Here is a 20887-nt window from a genome sequence, read left to right as displayed (position 1 = left end):
CACGAACCCCGAGGAGAGAATGAGATGGGCGAGACACATACCGCGCCTGCGCTCGGCGCGAGCCGGTGCTCCCACTGCTCGACTGTCGCGTTCCCGGCCACCGGCCTGTGTTCGCAGTGCTCACGGCCGGCGATGTCGCCGTTTGTGCTGAGCACACGCGGAACGGTGTGGGCGTACACGGTTCAGCGGTTCGCCCCGAAATCCCCGCCGTATGTCCCGCCGCCGAACGGTTTCACGCCGTTCGCCGTCGGATACGTCGAACTCCCCGAGGGAATCAAGATCGAAGCCGTGCTCGAATGCCACGACTTCGACGAGCTGGAGGACGGGGCGCCGGTGACCTTGATCGCCACGGCGCCGGTGCCCCGCTTCGCCACCGATGCCTACCTGAAGGAGATCCGCTGATGTCCACCGTGTCGATCGTCGGGGCCGGACTCTCGAAGTTCGGACGTCAGCCGGGCAAGAGCGGTCGACAGCTGGCGCTGGATGCGATCGCGTCCGCGTTGACGGACGCCGGCATCGCGTGGACCGATGTTCAGGTCGCGTTCGGCGGCAGCGACGGGTCCGGGCTCGCCGACACCCTGGTCTCCGAACTCGGGCTCACCGGAATACCTTTCACCAACGTCAAGAACGGCTGCGCGACCGGCGGTAGCGCGCTGGTGTCTGCCGTCAACGCGATTCGCTCGGGCGCCGCCGAGATCGCACTGGCGGTCGGATTCGACAAACACCCGCGCGGCGCCTTCGACCCGGCACCGGAGGATTGGGGTCTGCCCGTCGGCTACGGAGAGGCGGGTCTGATGGTCACCACCCAGTTCTTCGGCATCAAGATCGCGCGGTACATGCGCGAACACGCGATCAGCGCACCGACTCTGGCCGCCGTGGCGGAAAAGGCGTATCGCAACGGCTCGCTGAACCCGAACGCCTGGCGCCGCGAACCGATTTCCGCTGAGGCAATCGCCACAGCCGACATGGTCAACGACCCGTTGACGCGATACATGTTCTGCTCTCCCGGCGAGGGCGGTGCCGCCGTCGTCGTGGCGAGTGAGGCCGCCGCCCGGCGCCTCGGCGGAAGGCCTGTGCAATTGCGCGGAATCTCGGCGGGCACCCGCCGGTTCGGCTCCTTCGAGGTATTCGGTCCGTCGATACAGGGCCGGGGAACCCCGCCCAGCGTGAGCACGTCGACCGCCGCCGCCGCATTCGAGCAGGCCGGACTCGGTCCCTCGGATGTGGATGTCGCGCAACTCCAGGACACGGAGAGCGGTGCCGAGATCATGCACATGGCCGAGTGCGGATTCTGTGATCACGGCGAGCAGGAGAAACTGATCGCGGCCGGCGAGACGGAGATCGGCGGCCGGATCCCGGTCAACACCGACGGCGGATGCATCGCCAACGGGGAACCGATCGGCGCCTCCGGCCTCCGGCAGATACACGAGATCGTCACGCAGTTGCGCGGGGAGGCCGGTGCCCGACAGGTCCCCGGACACCCGCGCATCGGATTCACCCATGTCTACGGTGCGCCCGGAATCAGCGCCTGCACCGTCCTGTCCGTCTGAGGAAGAGCCATGAATCAAGCAACGATGCCCGACCTGGACCAGTTCGTGGATGAAGCGCGGGCGTGGCTGAGAACTGTCGCCGAACCGCGCACCCAGATCAAATGGGGAGTGGGATCCGACTCGGTCGCCGTCTTCGAGAATTGGACTGCAGAGCAGGAGCGCGACGAGACCGACCATATCCGTGCGTACGAACAGACGAAGTTCGACGCCGGCTGGGGCTCGATGAACTGGCCGGCCGAGTACGGTGGCCGTGGTCTGCCGATGTCCTATGTGCTGGCGTTCCGGCGCGAGGAGAACGCGTTCGACGTGCCGCGCCGGACCGAAATGTTTTCGGTGACTCAGCAACTGGTCGCTCCGGCGATCGCCCAGTGGGGCACGCCGGAGCAGTGCGAGCGATATGTGCGTGCGATGCTTCGGACCGATATCATCGCCTGTCAGCTGTTTTCGGAAACCGAAGCCGGATCCGACCTGGCCGCCGTCCGGACGAGGGCAGTCGAACGGAATGGCCGGTGGACGATCACCGGGCACAAGGTGTGGACGTCCGGCGCCCGGGTCGCCGACGTCGGGGTCGCGGTGTGCCGCACCGACCCCGAGGCGCCCAAACACGCGGGCCTCACGGTGTTCCTGGTCCCGATGGATGCTCCCGGAGTCACCGTCCGGCCCATCCGCCAGATGACTGGGGGCAGTTCCTTCAACGAGGTCTATCTCGACGGCGTCGAACTGTCGGACGACTACCGGCTGGGGCCGGTGGGGGAGGGGTGGCCGGTCGCCTTGACGGTGCTGGCAGCCGAGCGACTCGACGCAGGAAACCTGGGTCTGGCCAACGCCGATCACGCCGTCGAACTCGCCCGTCACCTCGACCGGCAGCTGACCGAGATCGAGCGTGACAAGGTCGCGGATCTCGTGACCCGCAGCTACGTCCAGCGCGTGACCGGTATGCGGGTGGCCGCGGCAGTGGTCGCCGACAAGGACCCCGGCCCCGAGGCATCGGTGGGCAAGTTGCTCGCCACGGACACCATGGCGCGTACGTCGGAGGTGGTCCGGCTGTTGCTGGGGCGCGATCTGATTGCCGACTCGGGCGAATGGGGAACGTTCGCGTGGACGGAGCATGTGCTCGGCGCACCCGGGTACCGGATCGCGGGCGGCACCGACGAGATCCAGCGCAACATCCTCGCCGAGCGTGTTCTCGGTCTGCCGAGGGAGCCACGCCGATGACCACGAACAGCACGCTCGGCGACCGGGTCGCCCAGCGCCTGCGCGAGCAGAGCCCCGGCCTCGACGTCGGCCCACTCGAGCCGCTCCTCGGCGGGCATTCCGGGTTGACGTACAAAGTGCCGACCAGCGACGGCGACCTCGTGATCAAGGCGGTTCCCGAGGGGCAACGCCCCATCGGGCGGCACGACATGGTGCGCCAGGCGCGGATCATGGAAACACTCGGTGCGACAGAGGTTCCCGTGCCCCGGATCGTCGCCGTCGACGAGGACGGGCCGGCGTGGTTCGCGATGGAGTGCGTGCCCGGGGAATCAGTCGAGCCGGTGCTCGATTCCCCTCCGGTGGAACCGGCCGTCGCGGCGGCGCGGATGCGCCGCGCCGCGGCGGTACTGCCACTGCTGCACGCGGTGCCGCTCGACACGATCCCGGCGGCCGGGGATCCGTTGTCACCCGGTGCGGAGCTGGCGCGGTGGAAACGAACGCTGGACGCCGTTCCCCCCGACCTCGTCAGCGGCGGTGACGAACTCCTGCGCCTCCTCGCCGCCGATCTCCCCGAGGCGCTGCCACCTACGTTGGTGCACGGTGACTACCGGCTCGGCAACATCATTGCCCGTGACACCGAGCCGGCGGCGTTGATCGACTGGGAGATCTGGAGCCTGGGCGATCCGCGGGTCGAATTGGGCTGGTTCCTCGTGTTCGCCGATGGTGCGAACTTTCCCGGCGTTGGGCGCGCGGTGCCGGACCTGCCCTCCGAGGACGAACTGATCGGCCTCTACACCGGGGACCACCCGGCGCTGCCGGACATGAACTGGTTCAACGCGCTCGGCCGTCTGAAGATGGCGGCGATCATGGGCCACAACCTGCGCCGGCACCGCGAGGGCCGCCACCACGACCCCGACCAGGAACGGCTGCCCGACACCATTTCGCAGCTCATTCGCAGCGGGACTGCGCTCCTTGCCTGATCAACCTCCGTTCACCGCGTGAAGCGATGAAGGAACAGAGAGGACCTCACGTGGACTTCGAATACTCCGCGCGCACCGAGCGACTGCTCGAGCAGCTGCGGAACTTCATGGAAGAGCACGTCTATCCGGCCGAGGCCGTGTACGACGAGCAGATCAAATCGAACGACAACCCACACGAGCAGCCCAAAGTCATGCTGGACCTGCAGGCGAAGGCGCGCGAGCTCGGATTGTGGAATCTCTTCATGACGCACGGGGAGTGGGGGGCCGGTCTCACCAACCTCGAGTACGCCCCGCTCGCCGAGCTGGTCGGACGCTCGGTGATCGGCAACGAAGCCGTCAACTGTTCGGCACCCGACACCGGCAATATGGAAATCCTCGCCATGTACGGCACCGAGCAACAGCAGTCACGGTGGCTCGCGCCGCTTCTCGACTGCACGATCCGATCGGCATTCGCCATGACTGAACCGGATGTGGCGAGCTCGGACGCCACGAACATCACGTCGACCATCCGCCGGGACGGCGACGAGTACGTCCTGAACGGCCGGAAATGGTACACCTCAGGGATTCTCGACCCCGATTGCAAGCTCGTCATCTTCATGGGCAAGTCCGATCCCGACGCTCCGACCTACCGGCAGCAGAGCATGATCCTGGTGCCCGCGGATTCTCCCGGTATCGAGGTCCTTCGCGATCTGCCCATGTTCGGGTACCGCGACCGGCTCGGTCACGGCGAGGTCCAGTTCACGGACGTCCGGGTGCCTGCCGATCACATGCTCGGCGCCGAGGGCGACGGTTTCGCGATAGCGCAGGGCAGGCTGGGGCCGGGGCGCATGCACTACGCGATGCGCGCGATCGGCATGGCCGAGCGCGCCCTCGAGCTGATGTGCCGACGAGCTCTGCAGCGCAATGCCTTCGGTGCGCCGCTCGCCGACCGCGGTGTGGTACGAGAGTGGATCGCGCGCAGCCGGATGGAGATCGACCAGATCCGGCTGCTGGTTCTCCAGTCGTCGTGGCTGATGGACACCCGGGGCAACGCCGCGGCCCGCTCGGAAGTGGCCGCGATCAAGGTCGCGGCCATGGAGGTCGCTCATCGGGTGGTCGACCATGCCGTCCAGACCTACGGCGCAGCAGGGGTGAGTGACGACACGATCCTGGCCCGGCTGTATGCGATCACCCGGGCGCTGCAGATCGCCGACGGTCCGAACGAAGTCCATCTGCGCACCATCGCGCGCCTCGAACTGAAGAAGTACGCATGAACGCACAGCGAGAACTGACAGGCAAGGTCGCACTCGTCACGGGGGCCACCCGAGGCCTCGGATACGCCATCGCCAGCGGGCTGGCCGCCGCGGGGGCCACCGTGATCGTGTCGAGCCGCAAGGAGGACGCATGCATCTCCGCGGCCCTCGCGATCACGAGGGACACCGGTGGCATCGCCGAACCGCTCGCACTGCACGTCGGGAAGTGGGACGCGATCGAACTCGCCGTCGACCACATTCTCACGCAGTTCGGAAGCCTCGACATCGTCGTCAACAACGCCGGTATCGCGCCCCTGTCGCCGAACCTCGAGTCGGTCTCCGAGTCGCTCTTCGACAAGACGATCGAGGTCAACCTCAAGGGCCCGTTCCGGCTCATGGCGGTGGCCGGCGCCAGGATGAGCGCGGCCGGAGGCGGTTCGATCATCAACATCTCGAGCATCGGCGCACTGCGGCCCAGCCCGCCGGAGGCGATGTATGCGGCATCGAAGAACGGCCTCAACGCGCTGACGATGGCCTTCGCTCAGGAATACGCGCCCCGGGTGCGGGTGAACTGCATCATGCCGGGCGGATTCGCGACCGACATGGCGGCGGACTGGGACGATGAGTTCGTCGGCAAGATCATCGACCGACTCCCTGCCGGGCGCCTGGGGCACCCGGACGAAATCGCCGGTCTCGTCGTGCATCTGGCGGGCGACCGAGCCGGTTACACCACGGGTGCCGTCATCCCGGTCGACGGCGGGCGCACCGCCGTCTACTGACGCGCGCGTGCCACGAACACGAGTAGGAGCCAACCACATGCAGGTACCCGAGCTGTTCCAGCTGAGCGGTCGTGTCGCCGTCGTCACGGGTGCGTCGTCCGGCCTGGGAATGGGATTCGCGCGGACACTGGCGTCGGCGGGCGCGACGGTCTTCGCGGCCGCCCGCCGTGTCGAACGTCTCGCGGCGCTGGCCGGCGAGGTCGACGGGGTCGTCCCCGTCGAGTGCGACATCACCGTGGACGCGGACCGGCGCTCGCTCGTGGATCGGGCACTCGCGCAGGCCGGGCGGATCGACGTCCTCGTCAACAACGCGGGCAGACCCGGCAGGCCGAACGCCGAGGACGAGAGCCCGGAGGAATTCTCCTCAATTCTCGACGTGAACCTGGCCGCGGGATTTCATCTCGCCGCGTCCGTCGCCTCGGCCACACCGGCAGGTGAGGCCGCGTCGATCATCAATATCTCTTCGGTCGTCGGGCTCGTGTCGACGGCACCTATCGGCGGGGCGAGCTATGCGGCGTCGAAAGCCGGCGTGCTCGGGCTGACCCGTGAGCTGGCCGGGCAGTGGGGCAGACGTGGGATCCGCGTGAACGCCATCGTACCGGGCTGGTTCGACACGGAAATGACCGATGGATTGTTCAGCAACCAGCGCTCGGCGGACTGGGTGCGCCGCAACACGATGCTCGCCCGCGGCGGACTCCCCGGCGAAGTGGACGGCGCCGTGCTCTTTCTGGCGTCGGACGCGTCGTCCTACGTCACAGGCCAGACTCTGGTGGTCGATGGCGGCTGGACCGCCCGGTAGGCAAAGGTGACACTCATGGCAGTTCCGACAATGCGCGCAGTACGTCTGACCGGCTGGGGTGACGGTGCACGGGTTGTGCGCATCCCGGTTCCCGAACCGCAGGGGCATCAGCTGCTTCTCCGGGTCGAGGCAGCCGGGCTGTGCAGATCCGATCTGCACGTGATGGACGCACCCGCGGGAGTATTCGACTATCCCCTCCCGTTCACGCTCGGGCACGAGGTGGCGGGAACCGTCGTCGGTGCGGGCCCCGAGGCCGACAAGTCCTGGATCGGCGAGTCCGTCGTCGTCCACGGTGTCTGGTCGTGCGGGCAATGCCGCAACTGCCGCCGAGGCCGCGAGAACTACTGCTTCGAATTGTGCCCACGCGAAGACGGTCGCCTCGCCGCGATCGGCAACGGCATCGGCTATGACGGTGGTCTGGCCGACACCATGATCGTTCCATCGGGGCGGTGCCTGGTACGCACCCACGGGCTCGCCCCCGAGAGTGCCGCCCCACTGGCCGATGCCGCCCTGACGGCGTATCACGCAATCCGTACCAACCGGGATCTCGTCGACGCCGACTCCGTTTCCGTGGTGGTCGGTGTCGGGGGACTGGGCCACATCGCGGTCCAGGTTCTTCGCGCACTCGGCGCAGGCACGATCGTTGCGGTCGATCCGCGGGAGAGCTCGCGCGATCTTGCACGTCGACTGGGGGCGGACGTGGCGGTGTCGGACATCGCGGAGGTTGCGACATCTCGGCCCGGCGCCGTCAGGCGTCACTGCGCCGATCTGGTCTTCGATTTCGTGGGGGCGCCGGACACGATGGAATCGGCGGCGCAGTTGCTCGCACCCGGGGGCCGACTGATCACCGTCGGCAGCGCCGGTGGTCGGCTCACGGTGGGCAAAGACGTCGGACTCGCGACGGGTTGGCAGGTGACTGCGCCGTTCTGGGGAACGCGCGCTGACCTCGAGGCGGTGGTCGACCTCGCAAACCGAGGTCTGTTGGCCGTCGAGGCGACCGCGTACCCGTTGGACGACGTGCTCGACGTGTATTCGAGGTTGCGGCGCGGCGAGATCACCGGGAGGGCTGTCGTGATTCCGTGACGGACGAAAGCTGGGTACGGTGCGTGTCATAGTCAATAATGAAACTAGTTCACTTCAATGGAAGGTCGGCGGAATGTGGGAGCTGGCACGCGATTTCGTTGCTCGCGCAGCGAATTCTCCGGATGACATCGCAGTCGTCGATGCAACGGGGGAGCACACGATGGCGGAGGTTGTCGCGGCGGCAACCGGGCTCGCCGCCCAGCTGGACGCCGCGACGGGTGGCTCGCCGACGGTGCTGGTGCAGGCTGACAACACGTGGCGCACACTCGCCGCGGCAATCGCCGTCGGACTGCGCGGCGGTCTGATCGCGGTGTTCAGTCGACACGCCACCCCGTCGGAGTTCGCTGTGGCCTTGGACGACATCGCACCCGACGTGGTGATCGCCGACCGGCAGTCGCTCGCGCACTGGGGTGTGCCGGAGAACCGGTTCTGCGAGGAAGCGGCCGCGCCGGCAGGCTGGGTGATGCGCTGGTCGCGATCGCCGGTCAGTGACGTCGAGCGGTGGAACGGCGGGATCGCGATCGCGATGACGTCCGGGTCGACCGGACATCCCAAGTGCGTGGTGCAGTCGGAAGCCGCAATCCGGTACGCCTGCCGTTGCACGATCGACGCGGTCGGCCTCGAACCCGGAGACCCTGTCGCGGCGTTCGTACCACTCTCGTCGGTAGCGGCATTCTGCTTCGGGCTCTATCTCCCTGCCATGCTGGCCGCGCCGATGGTCTGCATGGACGGCTGGAAGCCCGCGACCGCCCTCCAGATCGTCCGGGAACACCGGGTCGCGTGGACGATGCTCGTCCCGACCATGGCTCTTCAGCTGGCCGTCGCGCCGAACGCTGCGGGAGCGCTCACGTCGCTGCGCGCAATGACCGTCGGCGGTGGTCCGATGGATGCCGGCGCGCTCGGTCGCGCCGAACAGACCCTCGGCACCACGTTCCTGCGTGTGTTCGGGATGTCCGAGTGTCTCGGGCATACGTCCCCGCTGCCCGCGGACGAACCGGACGTCCGGCTGGGGCGGGATGGTCGTCCCTTCCCCGGGACCGTCGTCCGGGCGGTCGACGCACACGGCGCTCCTCTGCCACCGGGCCGGGTGGGCGATGCCCAGGTCAAGGGGCCCTCCCTCTTCGTCGGCTATGCACGGGCAGGTGTCCCTGCGCCCCCGGAACTCACCGCGGACGGATTCCTGCCCACCGGCGACCTCGTCGAAGTCGCAGAAGACGGCAGCATCCGGGTCATGGGGCGCCAGAAGCAGATCATCATTCGCGGGGGCCGCAACATCGACATCAACGAGGTCGAGGCAGCGATCGCACGGATCCCGACCGTGTCCCAGGTGTGCGTGGTCCCGGTGCCGGACGAGCTACTCGGTGAACGTGCCGCAGCCCTGGTCGTGAGTACCGGCAATCCGATTACCCTCGACGAGGTCGTCACGCACCTCGGAGACATCGAGTTCCCGAAGTTCAAGTGGCCGGAGTTCGTCTTCACGATCGACGATTTGCCGCAGAACCGGGTGGGGAAGCTGTCTCGACCCGACGCCGTGGATCTTGCAACACGCCTGCTCGCCGGTACCGACAGCCGCTGATATTGACCCGACTTCACCTCAGTTCAGGTAGTCTTTCAGGTACCGGCCCGAACAACAGATGGATGGGGTATCCGTGTCCGTAGAAGCCATGACGCTCCGCGATGGTCCGCGTTCGAAGCGTGGGCTCATCCTGACGGCCGCGATCGAACGCTTCGGGGAGGTCGGCTTCGAGCACACGAAGTGGGCGTCGATTGCCGACGAGGTCGGCATCGGCCAGACGGCGCTCTATCACTATTTCGAGTCGAAGGGTCACTGCCTGCTGACCATCATGCGTCTCGAACTGGCGCAGTCACTCGAGCGATTCACTTCCGCGATCGAGGGCGTCGAGGACCCGGTCGAGGCGTTGAGTGCCGCCGTCACCAGCGCTCTGGAAGCGAGCCCGCGGGACGCCCTCCAGCGGCGCATCCTCCAGAGCCACATGGATCTGCTCGCCACTCCCCGCCAATCAGAAAAAGAAGAAGCCGAGCGCCAGACCTCACGCGTGCTGGTGAACTCGATCGAAGAAGAGTGGTCTCTTCTCATTGCGCGGGGGATGGGCGCCGGAGTATTCGCCGACAGCGATCCGCGCTTGATGGCCCGGCTGATTCTCGGACTCGTCGTCAGTGTGTGGCGGTGGTATCGACCCGGAGGGGACATGACCCTCGACCAACTCAACGAGCACGTTCGCGCCGCCACCCTGCGCATCGTCCGCGCGTGACGCGGGCAGGTGGAGAGAAGCGTTTTTCTTACCCTCAAGAATTGAACCAAATTCAGGTCAGTTATGGAGTGATGATGTACAACCTGATCGTCTTGGCCGCGCGTCCGCACGACTGGAGCCATGAGCAGTTCATCCAGTGGTGGCGCGGTGAACATGCCGACGTGACCTACCCGCTGCCGGGCCTGCGGCGCTGGCAGCACACCGAGGTGCTCGACGCCATGGACGACCGGTCCCGGGAATGGGACGGCGTCTCGATTCTGAGCTTCGACTCCCGCGAGGACCTCGATGCGGCGCTCGCCAGCCCGGAATGGCAAGCCGCAGTGGACAACGTCGGCCAGATGCGTGGAAAGCGCATCCTCGTCATGGGTGAAGAGAAGACGATGGTCGAAGTGGACAGCGGCAAATCATGAGGGCGCACTGGATGGAACCGGGCTGCTATGAGGTGGCGCCCGGTGTGCATCGAGTGCCCCTCCAGATGCCTGACGACGGCCTCGGAGCAGTGAACGTCTACGCCCTCGAGACCGAGGACGGGCTGACCCTCATCGACGGTGGCTGGCGAGTCGACACGACTTTCGACGAGATGGAGCACGCACTGCTTCGGATCGGGCACAGCACCAGGCAGATCCACGACATCTATGTCACCCACGTGCACCGCGATCACTACACGTTCGCGATCGAACTCCGCCGTCGTCACGGTTCCCGCGTCCACCTCGGCGTGGCCGAGGCCGACGGTTTGGCGGCCGTGAGTGCACTCGGCAGCAACGTTCCGACGGATTCCCTACACGAACTCCGCCGCGCCGGTGCCCCCCTCCTGGCAGACACTGTCGAGGTGCTGACCGCCGCCGAGCCGTTCCATCCCTCGGATTGGGAAGAGCCGGATCACTGGCTCACCGAGGGTTCGCTCCGGATCGGCCGGCACACGCTCGACGTCGTGCACACGCCAGGCCACACGAAGGGGCACATGGTCTTTCACGACGAACAGAACAGGTTGCTCTTCAGTGGCGACCACGTCCTGCCCACGATCACACCGTCGATCGGCTTCGAGCTAGGCGAGTGGGATCTGCCTCTGGGGCGCTACCTCGAGTCGTTGACCCGTCTGCTCGAACGACCCGACTCGCAACTGCTGCCGGCGCACGGAGATCCGACACCGAGCGTGCACCTGCGCGTCGAAGAACTTCTTGCGCATCATGACCGGCGATTCATAACCATGCGCGACGCGCTGGCCTCGCTCGGGCCGTCGACCGCGATTGCCGTCGCAGACGCGGTCACGTGGACCCGCCGCGAAAGGCCGTTCTCCACTCTCGACCCGTTCAATCAGATGATTGCCACCTGTGAGACCCTCGCCCACCTCGACACCTTGGTCGATCGCGGCCGGCTCACAGTCCGAAGACGCGACAACCGCGACGTCTTCTCCGTCGTCTGAGTGCGAAAGGATTCCAGTGCAGAGTCATGAGCTGAAACTGGCGCGCCATCCCCAGGGCAAGGTACGGCCGTCGGACTTCCACCTCGACGCGGTGACGGTTCCCGACGAACTGGCGCCCGGCGACATTCTCGTGCGCAACTCGTGGTCGTCGATCGACCCGTCGGTCAGGATGCGTCTCGGCCCCACGGGCCCCGCGGGCTACCTCCCACCGTTCCGCATCGGGGAGACACTGACCGGGTTGGCTGTCGGCGAGATACTCGAGTCCCGTGACCCCGGCTTCGAGAAGGGCGACATCGTTCTGCACATCAAGGGTTTTCGCGAGTTCGCGGTGGTCCGGCAGGGCAGCGAAACCTTGGCCGGGGCCGGCGGCGTGACACGCCTCGACACGAGCGTGCACCCGCCGCAATCCTATCTCGGAGCGCTGGGCAGTTCCGGGCTCACGGCGTACGTGGGATTGCAGTGCATCGGTGGACTCACGAGCGGAGACGTCGTGTGGATCTCGTCGGCCGCGGGTGCGGTCGGCAGCCTCGCCGCGCAGATTGCGAAGCTCCGAGGTCACTACGTGGTCGGCAGCACCGGTTCCGGCGAGAAGGTCAGGTTCCTGCTGGACGAACTGAAACTCGATGCCGCGTTCGACTACCACAGCCCGGACCTGGCCGGAGCGCTCGCAAGCGCGGCACCCGACGGCATCGACCTGTATTTCGACAACGTGGGTGGAACGCATCTCGAGGCCGCCCTGTATCACCTCCGGCCAGGCGGCCGGGTGGCCATGGCGGGCGCCGTCGCCTCCTATGACGCGGACACGGCGGCACCGAGTCCGGGTAATCTCTTTCAGATCGTCGCGAAGAACCTGACGGTGCGGGGTTTCCGGGCCGGAGCGTACGACCACCTGCTCGGCGACATGCGGGCCGAGGTCGGGAGCTACCTCCGCGACGGTCGCCTCGTTGTCGAGGAGACGGTGTTCGACGGCCTCGGGTCGGCGCCGGACGCCATCGTCGCGATGCTGCACGGCCGCACCGTCGGAAAGACGCTGTGCCGCCTACGCTGATGCTCCAGCGGCTACACAGCAGAACATGGCCCCCGCATCACGCGGGGGCCATGTTCTGCTGCTTCGCTCAGGCCGCCGTCCACCCGCCGTCGGCGTAGATCTCCGACCCGGTGACGAAGGTGGAGTCGTCGCCGGCCAGGAAGGCGACGACGGCCGCGATCTCCTCACCGCGCCCGAGACGCCCCATCGGGGTGCCGGCCACCATCTCGCGGTGACGCTCGGTACCCTCCCAGCGCTCGAGCAGTGGCGGCGTACCGATGAATCCCGGGTGCAGCGAGTTGACGCGCACTCCCGCTTCCGCCCAGTGCAGGGCGGCGTTCTTGGTCATCGTGCGGACTGCGCCTTTGGCGGCTGAATAGGCAACGCTGTTGCCCAGGCCGCCCACGGTTCCCAGTATCGAGCACATGTTCACGATGGAACCGCCGCCGCTCCGCTCGATCAGCGGCCCGGCGTGTTTCATACCCAGCCACGTGCCGGTCTGCCCGACCCCGATCACTCGATCCCACTGTGATCGGGTTTCCTCGTCGACCGTCGCGACGCTGCCGATGGCGGCGTTGTTGACCAAGGCGTGCAGGGCGCCGAACGTGTTCTCGGTCGCGGCCACGACGTCTTCCCACTGTTCCTCGGAGGAGACGTCGAGGGCGAGTGCCGCATGTCGCTCGGGCTGGGTGAGGGTATCGAGCAAGGCCTGACAGGCCGATTTCTCGAGATCAGTCAGGACGACGTGAGCGCCCTCTTCGGCGAGCCTGCGGACGATCTCCGCGCCGATACCACCGGTCGCGCCCGACAGTAGGACGACCTTGTCGCGAAGTCGGTCAGGACCGACAGTCATCTGGACTCCTTGTCACTCGTTCGGTTCGGGGAGGGGAAGGTCGACATCAGAGATTGCTCAATACGTTTCGGCCACCGACGAGCATCGCGATCACGACACCGATGCTGGTCACGGCCGTCATGAGAAGGGCCATCGCGGCCACCAGCGGGTAGGAGCCGTTCTCCCACAGGTCGAACAGCAGCGTCCCCATCACCTGTGTCGTGGCGGCACGGACGAGCAGCGAGGCGGCGAACTCGTGGGTCAGCAGGATGAACATCAATGCGACGGAACTGAGCACGGTCGGCCTCATCAGCGGCAGAATCACCCGCACATTGGTGACGAACGGGCTCGCACCGCTCGTAGCCGACGCCTCGGCATAGGTTTCCCCGAGCGAGAGCATCGCCGTCATTTGCATCCGGGTGGAGAAGGGCACCATCAGCACGATGTAGACGAGGATGATGACCGCTTTGGTCCCGTAGAGGATCAGCGGAGGCTGGGTGTACGTGAGCAGGAAACCGACGCCGAAGATCACCGCTGGAATACCCAGGGGGAGGGCCGTGATGACGTCACCGATGGTTCCCAGCACTCTGTGTTTGCGGCCTCGCACGAGCAGGGTGGCGGTGAGGTAGCCGATCGGCACGCAGACTGCGACCGCCGCCACGGAGGTGAGGAGACTCGTGTACACCGAGTCGACGATGCTCGCCGTCCGGAAAAGCGCCCGGAAGTTGTCGAGTGTGAAGAGATTCCAGGACAGTGTTTCCGACCAATAGGGCGACACGGCCACGATGGCGAGTCCGATCAGCGGAACGACGAGTGCGAACATCGCATATACCGAGATGCACAGGGCGGCCCAGGCCGAGCGACCGGTGTTCGGTGCGAACGCTTTCCCTCCGTGAGTGACGAAGCGTGACTGATTACCGAGAAGCATCTTCTGCGCCAGTACGACGACGACGCCGAAGATGACGAGCGGCGAGCCTGCCGCGGCGGCAGCGGCGAAGTCTGCCGGCGACTCGGACACCCGCCGATACATTTCGGTGGTGAGGACCTTCACGCCGGAGTTCTGTCCCAGCAGGAGCGGTCCGGTGAACTGGCCCAGACCGAGAAGCAGCGCAATGCCACCGCCGTACACCAGGGAGGGGCGAAGAAGCGGGAGGACTACACGAAAGAACACCCCGAGCGTCGACGAACCGCTGATCTGTGCTGCCTCGAGGTGCTCGGAACCGATGTTCTGCATTCCCGCGCTGACGAAGAGATAGACGAAGGATGTGAGTCCGAAACCGGTGAGAATGATGATCCACGGTGTGCTGTAGACATCGATCGGGCCGGAGTCGACGTGGTTCCACCAGGGGAGTTTTCGGAGGAGTGCGTTCAGGTACCCAGGCCCGGGCGAGAGCAGGAACGCCCACCCGACCACGTTGGCCACCGCGGGCATCACGATGGGCAGGATGGGGACGATCCTGAGAAAGCTCAGCCGCCGTGGCAGCCTGGTCGCCGCGAACGCAAGGATCGTTCCGAGAACCATCGCGATGGCGAGTGACGAGACAGCGAGGGCGATGGTGGTCCGGATGGTCTGGCCGATGTCGTATCGGCCGTACTGGGCTTGATATCCGCGACCGCCGTCCTCGAACGCCAGCGACTGCAAGCGGAAGAGCGGGAGCACGACGAGATACGCCAGAACCGCCAGCAATGCGCCGTACCCGAGTCGGGTACGCCACACCGTACTCACGACGAACGGACGTGCGCCGCGACTCACTGCAACCGTAGCCATCACGCCTCCGATCGGGCGGCCTGGGCGAGCACGGGAACCTGGAGATCCGCGTGACCGTCCGGGTGCGGAAACACCCGCAGCTTGGTGGGCGAGAAGCTGACCACCAGAGGAGATCCGACGGCGGCACCACGCAACCGGCGTCCGTGTAGTTCCGCGTCTGCGCGGACGTACAACTGCTCGCCTCCGGCATCGACCGTCACGTCGAAATAGCGGCCTCCGTACTCCGAGGTGATGAGTTCGCCGACGAATCCGACGTCACCCGCGCGGACCTCGTCGAGTGAATGATGAAGTGTGAGGTCTTCGGGTCGGAGTCGTCCCAGAGCCGTATCGCCGCTGATGTAGTCGCCCTGGACGCCGGCCGCATCGAGATCGACGGGAGCGCCCGCTCTCATGGTCCACCCCTCGTGCCTGCGGACGAGTTCGAGCCGGTTCGCCATCCCGATGAACGCGGCGACATAGTCGGAGGAGGGGGCCTGGTAGACCCGCTCCGGTGTGTCGTACTGTTCGATCTTGCCCGCCTTCATGATGGCGAGTCGGTCACCGAGCGCAAATGCCTCGGCCTGATCGTGGGTGACGAATACGGCAGTGAAGCCCAGTCGTTGGTGTAGTTGATGAATCTGGGACCGCACCTGATCGCGCAGCCGTGCGTCGAGATTGCTCAGGGGCTCGTCGAACAGCACCAGGTCGGGTTGGGCGACCAAGCCGCGGGCCACGGCGACTCGCTGTTGCTGTCCACCGCTGAGCTGGGACGGATACCGGTCGAGCAGGGCACCGCAGTCCACCATGTCTGCTGCGGTCTCAACCTGTCCGGCGGCGATGGCGCTCTTCATCCGTCGAACCTTCAAGGGGTACCGGATGTTCTCTCGCACTGTCATGTTGGGCCACAGCGCGTAGGACTGGAAGACCATGCCGATGTTGCGCTTGTAGGCCGGAACGTTGATGCGGGCCGACGCGTCGAAGACGGTGTGGTCCTTGAACGTGATGGACCCGCCCTCGGGTGTCTCGAGACCGGCGATGCATCGTAACGTGGTCGTTTTCCCGCAACCGCTGGGACCGAGCAGGACGAGAAATTCACCGTCCTGAATGTCGAGGTCGAGTTGATCGACGATGGTGTTGGACCCGAAGGTCTTGGTCAGGTTGGAAACCCTGAATTGCGATGTCACCTTGGCACCTGCTTGGTTGCGAGGGGTTTGTCGGGGAAAGGAGTAAAAAAAGTGAATTCAGTGTGCATTAGGATTGTGTCGGGCGCTTCGGAGTCCTGGCACCCGCGGAGGTTCCGCCGTCGATCATGAGATCGGAGCCGGTGATGTAGCTGCTGTCGTCGCACGCGAGGAACAGAATGGCCTTCGCTACCTCGCGCGGTAGACCCCGGCGTTGCAGCGGAATGCTTTTCACATACGCGTCCATGTCGTCGTCGGCGAAGTCGGCGCCGGCGGTGATTGCCGTCTCGATGCTGCCCGGGCACACAGCGTTGACCCGGATATTCGATTCCGCGAACTCCAACGCCGCAACGCGTGTCAAGGCACGAACACCGAACTTCGATGCGCCGTATGCACCGAGTTCGGCAGTCGCGAGGACACCACGCAGCGAGGACAAGTTGACGACGGACCCGCCGGTGGTCATCGCGGCGCCTGCGGCCTGCAGGCCGAGGAAGGTGCCCACCAGGTTGAGGTCGATCATGCGGCGTAGGTCGGCGAGCGACGTCTGCATGATGGGCGCTTTGGACGCGGCGCCTGCGGAGTTGACGAGAACACGCATCGGATGCCCGCGATCCGCCATTTCGGTGGTGACGCGCGTCCACTGAGCTTCGTCGGTGACGTCGAGGTGTCGGTAGTGGGCTCGCGCACCCATTTTCGCCGCGACACTTTCGCCCAGCTCGTCGTCGACGTCGCCGAGGTAGACCGTGGCCCCGTGAGCGTGGAAGAGTTCTGCGGTCGCGGCACCTATCCCTCGTGCAGCACCGGTGACGAGAGCGCAGGTGTCACGCAGTCGCCCGTCGTCGGTCGTCACTGGATGAATCTCTTTTCCCAATCGGACTGGTATTCGGTGAGCGATTCGGGTGTCAGGTCGGACGGGTTGGGCAGCGCGATGTCCTGGGCCTGTGCGACGCTTCCTTCGATGCCGGGGAGTGCGCTCGCGTAACCGAGTGACAACGCCTTCTGGCCGGCGGGGGTGACCATGAAGTTCGCCAGCACCTGTGCGGCATTCGGGTGCGGCGCCGCGGACAGTGCGTGTGTGAACCACGGGGTTCCCCACGGGGGCGAGGGCAGTGCCCAGTCCACCGGTGCTCCCGATTCCTTCTCTCGCACAAGCGGTTGCACCACAGGGGTTGCGACGATCTCGCCCGAGGTCAAGGCCTGCGCGACACCCAGTGCACTCGGGTAGATGCGCGGTTTCAGTTCGGCGAGTTTCTGGAGATAGTCGGCTCCGAAGTTCTTCTCGAAGAACCGGTAGAAGTCGACGTACGAGGCGATGCCGGACGGGTTGACGATTCCGATCTTGCCCTTCAACGCCGGGTCGAGGAGGTCGGCCGGCTTCTGAAGACCTCCCGGAAGCGCTGTCGTGTTCCAGCCGAGTGCGAACACCGCCGCGCTGGTCAGGAAGAACTTGTCGGAAACGATGCTTTTCTGCGGTTCGTACTCCGGCGCATCGAATGCCGGGCCGACGAGGTCTGTCGAGTAGGTGCCCGACGCGGCGGCAGTCTCGATCCAGGCGGCGTCGGTCAGCATGTGCACATCTGCCGTTCCGCGCTTCGTCTGATTCTCGACCTCGACCTTCGGGTTGATGTCGGCGTCGGTACCCCGGACATATTCGAGGGAGATCTCGGGATACTCCTGCTCGAACGCCACTTTGAGAGCTTCGAGATTGGCGGGGTTCTGGCTCGAGTACAGCAGGACACTGCCTTCGCCCTTGGCTGCGGCGACGACGTCGTCCCACGTGCCGGACACGGGGCCCGTAAAATCTGAACCGCCGGATCCGCAAGCGGCGGAGGCGAAAGCGGCGACGGCTGCGACGGCCATCAGTTTTATCGGCATACTTCTCATGGCATGAAAGCCCTTCCGGTATCGGTTCGACGAATGCGAACCCGTGTGTTCGGTGACGGATGGAGGAGTCGATCGAGGCCTACGGCGCGACAGCGTTGAGCAGCGCGGCAACGCAATCCGGAATCGTGACCATGGCCATGTGGCCGGATTCGAGGAATGTGGTGTCGCCGCCGACGAGGGCCGCCGACCTTTCCTGGAGTTCGGGCGGATAGCAGGTGTCCTTGGTCAAACGTACGTATGTACGGGGGATATCGGTGCGGAGACCGGACAGGTCGACGCGCTCTGTGAGTAGCGCGCCGCAATCGTCGACCAACTGGTCGATCATCCAGTCGCTCTGCTCCGCGTCCATGTCGTTGCAGAGCATCGCGGCGGCGCCCATCGGATCCTGGCGATACACACCATCCTCTATCGAGGCTTCCACCGCGGCGCGGACGCCCGGGTCGATCTGGTCGAGCACTCGCGTCCCGTCGGGTGGGACGACGGCGGAGAGGAAGACGACGTGCCGTAGTCGGTGTGCGAGCGCCTGCATGACCCGAGGGGCCGTCACTCCCGCGAAAGAGTGTGCGACGAGAACGACGTCCTCGAAGTTCGCCGCCTCGACGTCGTCGATGACGGCGGCGGCGCAGTCGTCGAGGGTGACGGACCGCGGGTCGACGGAGAGCCGTCGTCCCCGTCCCGGGAGATCGATTGCGAGAGTGTCACCTTCGAGCAAGGGGAGGAGAGGCGCCCAGCAGGAGGCGCCCATTCCTGCGCCGTGGACGAGAACGAACGACATGTTGCTCCTCGCTAAATTGAACTGATATCAGTTTGAATCTATGGAAATCGCCGTGTGATGTCAATCACCTGATAACGTGAAGTGAATCCAGTTCACTTAGGAGGTCCGTGTGACGACTCCACGTGCAGCGCGGTCGCTGCAGCTCGGTTCGCTTCGGTTGGCAAACCGGCTCGTCGGTACGCCGCACGCGTCGGGTGCCGTCGCCGGCGGCCTCCCCTCACGCGGCGACGACGACTACTGGCGGCGCTGCGCGGCCGGCGGTGCCGCGATGCTCATCGTCGGCGGCACGGTGGTATCGCCCGGTTCCGCCAATCGCAGCGGCAACATCACCGAGGCGTGGCGTCCCGAAGTCCTCGCCGGCCTGGAGGCTCGGGCGCGGGCGATCACCGAGGAAGGGGCCATCGCGGCCTGCCAGTTGGTGCACCTCGGACGCGAAACTCTGGGCGCCGAGATGTGGAGTCACCCCGTCGCGCCGTCCGCTGTCCGCTCACCCCGCGAACCGACGCGACCGCGCGCCCTCGCGGGCGCCGACGTCGACGCGGTCGTCGACGCATTCCGCACATCCGCGATCCACGCGTGGTCGGCAGGCTTCCCGGTCGTCGAACTGCATGCAGCCCACGGATATCTACTTGCGCAGTTTCTCTCACCGAACACGAACCTCGGACGAGATGCTGCGACGGGTGCGCAGCGTGTGCGGATCCTCGACCGCATCGCCTCAGCGGTCCGCGACGCCTGCCCCGGTGTCGTACTCGGAGTCCGCGTCTCTTCCGACGGTAGCGACGAGGCCGGCCTGAGCATGGACGGTCTCTGCGACGTACTACCGCACCTCTCCGATTTCGACTACGTCAACGTCACGGTCGGCGTACGCACCACGTACGTCCGGGACATGGCCGTAACCGACCCGCCGCTGCTCGATTCGGTCGGACACCTGCGCGCCGCCGCAGTGACCCCGCTGCTCGTGTCACAGTCGTTCCGGACCGGTGCGTCCATCGACAGTGCACTGCGATCGGGAGCCGACCTCGTCGGTGTGGCACGACCGCTGATCGCCGACCCGAACTTCCCGCGGAAGATACTGGCCGGCCGCGAGGCGTCGATCCGCCCGTGCGTGTCCTGCAACGAGGACTGCCGGGCGTTCGACCCCGTCCTACTGTGCTCGGTCAATCCCGACCTCGCACCGCCGGGTCATTCCGCACGTCCCGCGTACCCGCTGACGCTGGGGCCCACGCGCGGGTCGAGAGTGCGGAGACGGATCGTCGTCGTCGGTGCAGGCCCCGCCGGGCTCGAGTGCGCGATGCGGCTCGGACCCGACCACGACGTCACACTCTTCGAACAACGAGAGCGAATCGGAGGCCAGCTTGCGACAGCGGCCGACGCGCCGCATCGCAGCGGCTGGCGTCGCCTCCTCGACTACTACGCCGACAACATGCCGAAGGTGGCAATCCGTCTGGCGCACAACGTGAACACCAACGACCTGGAGGACTTCGACGACATAGTCCTGGCGGTCGGTGCCGTGGAAGAACTTCCCCAGGAATTGGCGGGAACGTCGTCCGTGCTCACCTCTCAGGCGCTTCTCAATGAGGGAGGAGCCCTTCGCGGCGCGGGCCACGTCGTGGTGGTCGACGACGGATTCGGGCTCTGGCCAACAGCGAGCGCGGTCGAAGCGGCGCTTGCCGCGGGTGCCGACCGCGTCACGGTTCTGACACCCGCCGCGGCCTTCGCGTCGGGTCTTCCCGCGGAGGGCCGCGTGCAGTACCTGCGTCGGCTGTCGGGCGAACCGGTCGACGTGCGCGTGCTGTCGTCGCTCGTCGCGGTCTCCGACGGGTCGGTCGAGTTCGAGAACACGCTGTCAGGGGAAAGGACGCGCCTCGACGTCGACCGGGTGGTTGTGGCCGGTGAGCGGCGCCCGCGCGACTGGTCGCAACTCGCACCGGAAGGCGCACGCGTGCACGTCATCGGCGACGCTCTCGTACCGCGAAAGGTCGCGCACGCCATCTCCGAAGGCCGTGCTGTCGCCCGTGAGTACTTGTTAACCGCGGGCGGTTAACAAGTACTCACGGGTACGCAAGTGTGGTTGCGCTCACACCCAAGGTCATTTAAGTTACTTGAACTGAAGTCAACTCAATTCGAT

General features: G+C 66.1%; 20 protein-coding genes. 14 read left to right on the top strand and 6 right to left on the bottom strand.

Features of this window, described 5'->3' with window-relative positions:
- The first annotated feature begins 24 nt into the window (after positions 1 to 24).
- The 13 genes from GO592_RS25835 to GO592_RS25775 all read left to right on the top strand — a co-directional run bounded on the left by GO592_RS25835 (position 25) and on the right by GO592_RS25775 (position 12361).
- The gene (locus GO592_RS25835) at positions 25 to 402 is read left to right on the top strand and encodes a Zn-ribbon domain-containing OB-fold protein (RefSeq protein WP_007300976.1); all 378 of its coding nucleotides are present in this window, start codon (positions 25 to 27) and stop codon (positions 400 to 402) included.
- A complete protein-coding gene (locus tag GO592_RS25830) occupies positions 402 to 1550 on the top strand; it encodes a thiolase family protein (protein WP_007300977.1) in 1149 nt (382 codons plus the stop codon). The genes GO592_RS25835 and GO592_RS25830 overlap by 1 nt, the downstream gene beginning before the upstream one ends.
- A gap of 9 nt (positions 1551 to 1559) precedes the next feature.
- Positions 1560 to 2765, top strand: coding sequence for an acyl-CoA dehydrogenase family protein (locus GO592_RS25825; RefSeq protein ID WP_237720625.1), 1206 nt, complete (start codon positions 1560 to 1562; stop codon positions 2763 to 2765).
- A complete protein-coding gene (locus GO592_RS25820; protein ID WP_007300979.1) occupies positions 2762 to 3724 on the top strand; it encodes a phosphotransferase family protein in 963 nt (320 codons plus the stop codon). Before GO592_RS25825 ends, GO592_RS25820 begins: the two co-directional genes overlap by 4 nt.
- Before the next feature lie 50 nt (positions 3725 to 3774).
- Positions 3775 to 4977 (top strand): acyl-CoA dehydrogenase family protein, encoded by a 1203-nt coding sequence (locus GO592_RS25815; RefSeq protein ID WP_007300980.1) that lies wholly within the window; start codon positions 3775 to 3777, stop codon positions 4975 to 4977.
- Positions 4974 to 5735 (top strand): SDR family NAD(P)-dependent oxidoreductase, encoded by a 762-nt coding sequence (locus GO592_RS25810; protein WP_007300981.1) that lies wholly within the window; start codon positions 4974 to 4976, stop codon positions 5733 to 5735. The genes GO592_RS25815 and GO592_RS25810 overlap by 4 nt, the downstream gene beginning before the upstream one ends.
- Positions 5736 to 5772: 37 nt before the next feature.
- Entirely contained in the window at positions 5773 to 6534 is a 762-nt protein-coding gene (locus tag GO592_RS25805; RefSeq protein ID WP_007300982.1) for an SDR family NAD(P)-dependent oxidoreductase, read from the top strand.
- 15 nt (positions 6535 to 6549) lie between these two features.
- Positions 6550 to 7617: an NAD(P)-dependent alcohol dehydrogenase gene (locus GO592_RS25800; RefSeq protein WP_039952954.1), complete on the top strand. Its 1068-nt coding sequence runs from the start codon at positions 6550 to 6552 to the stop codon at positions 7615 to 7617.
- 73 nt (positions 7618 to 7690) lie between these two features.
- Positions 7691 to 9193, top strand: coding sequence for a class I adenylate-forming enzyme family protein (locus GO592_RS25795; protein WP_007300984.1), 1503 nt, complete (start codon positions 7691 to 7693; stop codon positions 9191 to 9193).
- Between the two features lie 88 nt (positions 9194 to 9281).
- The gene (locus GO592_RS25790) at positions 9282 to 9890 is read left to right on the top strand and encodes a TetR/AcrR family transcriptional regulator (RefSeq protein ID WP_007300985.1); all 609 of its coding nucleotides are present in this window, start codon (positions 9282 to 9284) and stop codon (positions 9888 to 9890) included.
- Between the two features lie 74 nt (positions 9891 to 9964).
- Complete coding sequence (locus GO592_RS25785) at positions 9965 to 10300, top strand: EthD family reductase (protein WP_172652195.1); 336 nt, start codon at positions 9965 to 9967, stop codon at positions 10298 to 10300.
- An 11-nt stretch (positions 10301 to 10311) separates the two neighbouring features.
- On the top strand, positions 10312 to 11313 hold the full coding sequence (locus tag GO592_RS25780) for an MBL fold metallo-hydrolase (RefSeq protein WP_039952911.1): 1002 nt from the start codon (positions 10312 to 10314) through the stop codon (positions 11311 to 11313).
- Positions 11314 to 11329: 16 nt separating this feature from the next.
- Positions 11330 to 12361, top strand: a complete 1032-nt coding sequence (locus tag GO592_RS25775) for an NADP-dependent oxidoreductase (protein ID WP_007300988.1) — start codon at positions 11330 to 11332, stop codon at positions 12359 to 12361.
- Positions 12362 to 12428: 67 nt separating this feature from the next.
- Here the strand turns inward: GO592_RS25775 and GO592_RS25770 are convergent, their stop codons facing one another.
- The 6 genes from GO592_RS25770 to GO592_RS25745 form a co-directional block, all read right to left on the bottom strand.
- A complete protein-coding gene (locus GO592_RS25770; RefSeq protein ID WP_007300989.1) occupies positions 12429 to 13193 on the bottom strand; it encodes an SDR family NAD(P)-dependent oxidoreductase in 765 nt (254 codons plus the stop codon).
- A gap of 46 nt (positions 13194 to 13239) precedes the next feature.
- Positions 13240 to 14940 (bottom strand): ABC transporter permease, encoded by a 1701-nt coding sequence (locus tag GO592_RS25765; protein WP_039952912.1) that lies wholly within the window; start codon positions 14938 to 14940, stop codon positions 13240 to 13242.
- Positions 14940 to 16103 (bottom strand): ABC transporter ATP-binding protein, encoded by a 1164-nt coding sequence (locus GO592_RS25760; protein WP_007300991.1) that lies wholly within the window; start codon positions 16101 to 16103, stop codon positions 14940 to 14942. The genes GO592_RS25765 and GO592_RS25760 overlap by 1 nt, the downstream gene beginning before the upstream one ends.
- Positions 16104 to 16170: 67 nt before the next feature.
- The gene (locus tag GO592_RS25755) at positions 16171 to 16950 is read right to left on the bottom strand and encodes an SDR family NAD(P)-dependent oxidoreductase (protein WP_007300992.1); all 780 of its coding nucleotides are present in this window, start codon (positions 16948 to 16950) and stop codon (positions 16171 to 16173) included.
- On the bottom strand, positions 16947 to 17984 hold the full coding sequence (locus tag GO592_RS25750; protein WP_085990402.1) for an ABC transporter substrate-binding protein: 1038 nt from the start codon (positions 17982 to 17984) through the stop codon (positions 16947 to 16949). Before GO592_RS25750 ends, GO592_RS25755 begins: the two co-directional genes overlap by 4 nt.
- A 79-nt stretch (positions 17985 to 18063) precedes the next feature.
- Complete coding sequence (locus GO592_RS25745; protein ID WP_007300994.1) at positions 18064 to 18759, bottom strand: alpha/beta fold hydrolase; 696 nt, start codon at positions 18757 to 18759, stop codon at positions 18064 to 18066.
- A 109-nt stretch (positions 18760 to 18868) separates the two neighbouring features.
- On the opposite strand from GO592_RS25745, the gene GO592_RS25740 reads away from it, so the two are divergent.
- Positions 18869 to 20803: an oxidoreductase gene (locus tag GO592_RS25740; protein ID WP_007300995.1), complete on the top strand. Its 1935-nt coding sequence runs from the start codon at positions 18869 to 18871 to the stop codon at positions 20801 to 20803.
- Positions 20804 to 20887: the final 84 nt, after the last annotated feature.

The sequence above is a fragment of the Rhodococcus sp. 21391 genome, assembly GCF_016772255.1.
In the GTDB taxonomy this organism is placed as follows: Bacteria; Actinomycetota; Actinomycetes; order Mycobacteriales; family Mycobacteriaceae; genus Rhodococcus_F; species Rhodococcus_F opacus.
Note: the sequence above shows the minus strand (reverse complement) of the source record. Positions and strands in the feature narration are given on the sequence as shown.

Bases quoted from the DNA above. Each gene is read 5' to 3' on its own strand.
- GO592_RS25835 (WP_007300976.1), top strand. From the start codon at position 25: ATGGGCGAGACACATACCGCGCCTGCGCTCGGCGCGAGCCGGTGCTCC.
- GO592_RS25820 (WP_007300979.1), top strand. From the start codon at position 2,762: ATGACCACGAACAGCACGCTCGGCGACCGGGTCGCCCAGCGCCTGCGC.
- GO592_RS25750 (WP_085990402.1), bottom strand. From the start codon at position 17,984: ATGAGAAGTATGCCGATAAAACTGATGGCCGTCGCAGCCGTCGCCGCT.
- GO592_RS25785 (WP_172652195.1), top strand. From the start codon at position 9,965: ATGTACAACCTGATCGTCTTGGCCGCGCGTCCGCACGACTGGAGCCAT.
- GO592_RS25830 (WP_007300977.1), top strand. From the start codon at position 402: ATGTCCACCGTGTCGATCGTCGGGGCCGGACTCTCGAAGTTCGGACGT.
- GO592_RS25745 (WP_007300994.1), bottom strand. From the start codon at position 18,759: ATGTCGTTCGTTCTCGTCCACGGCGCAGGAATGGGCGCCTCCTGCTGG.
- GO592_RS25780 (WP_039952911.1), top strand. From the start codon at position 10,312: ATGGAACCGGGCTGCTATGAGGTGGCGCCCGGTGTGCATCGAGTGCCC.
- GO592_RS25790 (WP_007300985.1), top strand. From the start codon at position 9,282: ATGACGCTCCGCGATGGTCCGCGTTCGAAGCGTGGGCTCATCCTGACG.
- GO592_RS25770 (WP_007300989.1), bottom strand. From the start codon at position 13,193: ATGACTGTCGGTCCTGACCGACTTCGCGACAAGGTCGTCCTACTGTCG.
- GO592_RS25825 (WP_237720625.1), top strand. From the start codon at position 1,560: ATGAATCAAGCAACGATGCCCGACCTGGACCAGTTCGTGGATGAAGCG.
- GO592_RS25765 (WP_039952912.1), bottom strand. From the start codon at position 14,940: ATGGCTACGGTTGCAGTGAGTCGCGGCGCACGTCCGTTCGTCGTGAGT.
- GO592_RS25800 (WP_039952954.1), top strand. From the start codon at position 6,550: ATGGCAGTTCCGACAATGCGCGCAGTACGTCTGACCGGCTGGGGTGAC.
- GO592_RS25805 (WP_007300982.1), top strand. From the start codon at position 5,773: ATGCAGGTACCCGAGCTGTTCCAGCTGAGCGGTCGTGTCGCCGTCGTC.
- GO592_RS25810 (WP_007300981.1), top strand. From the start codon at position 4,974: ATGAACGCACAGCGAGAACTGACAGGCAAGGTCGCACTCGTCACGGGG.
- GO592_RS25795 (WP_007300984.1), top strand. From the start codon at position 7,691: ATGTGGGAGCTGGCACGCGATTTCGTTGCTCGCGCAGCGAATTCTCCG.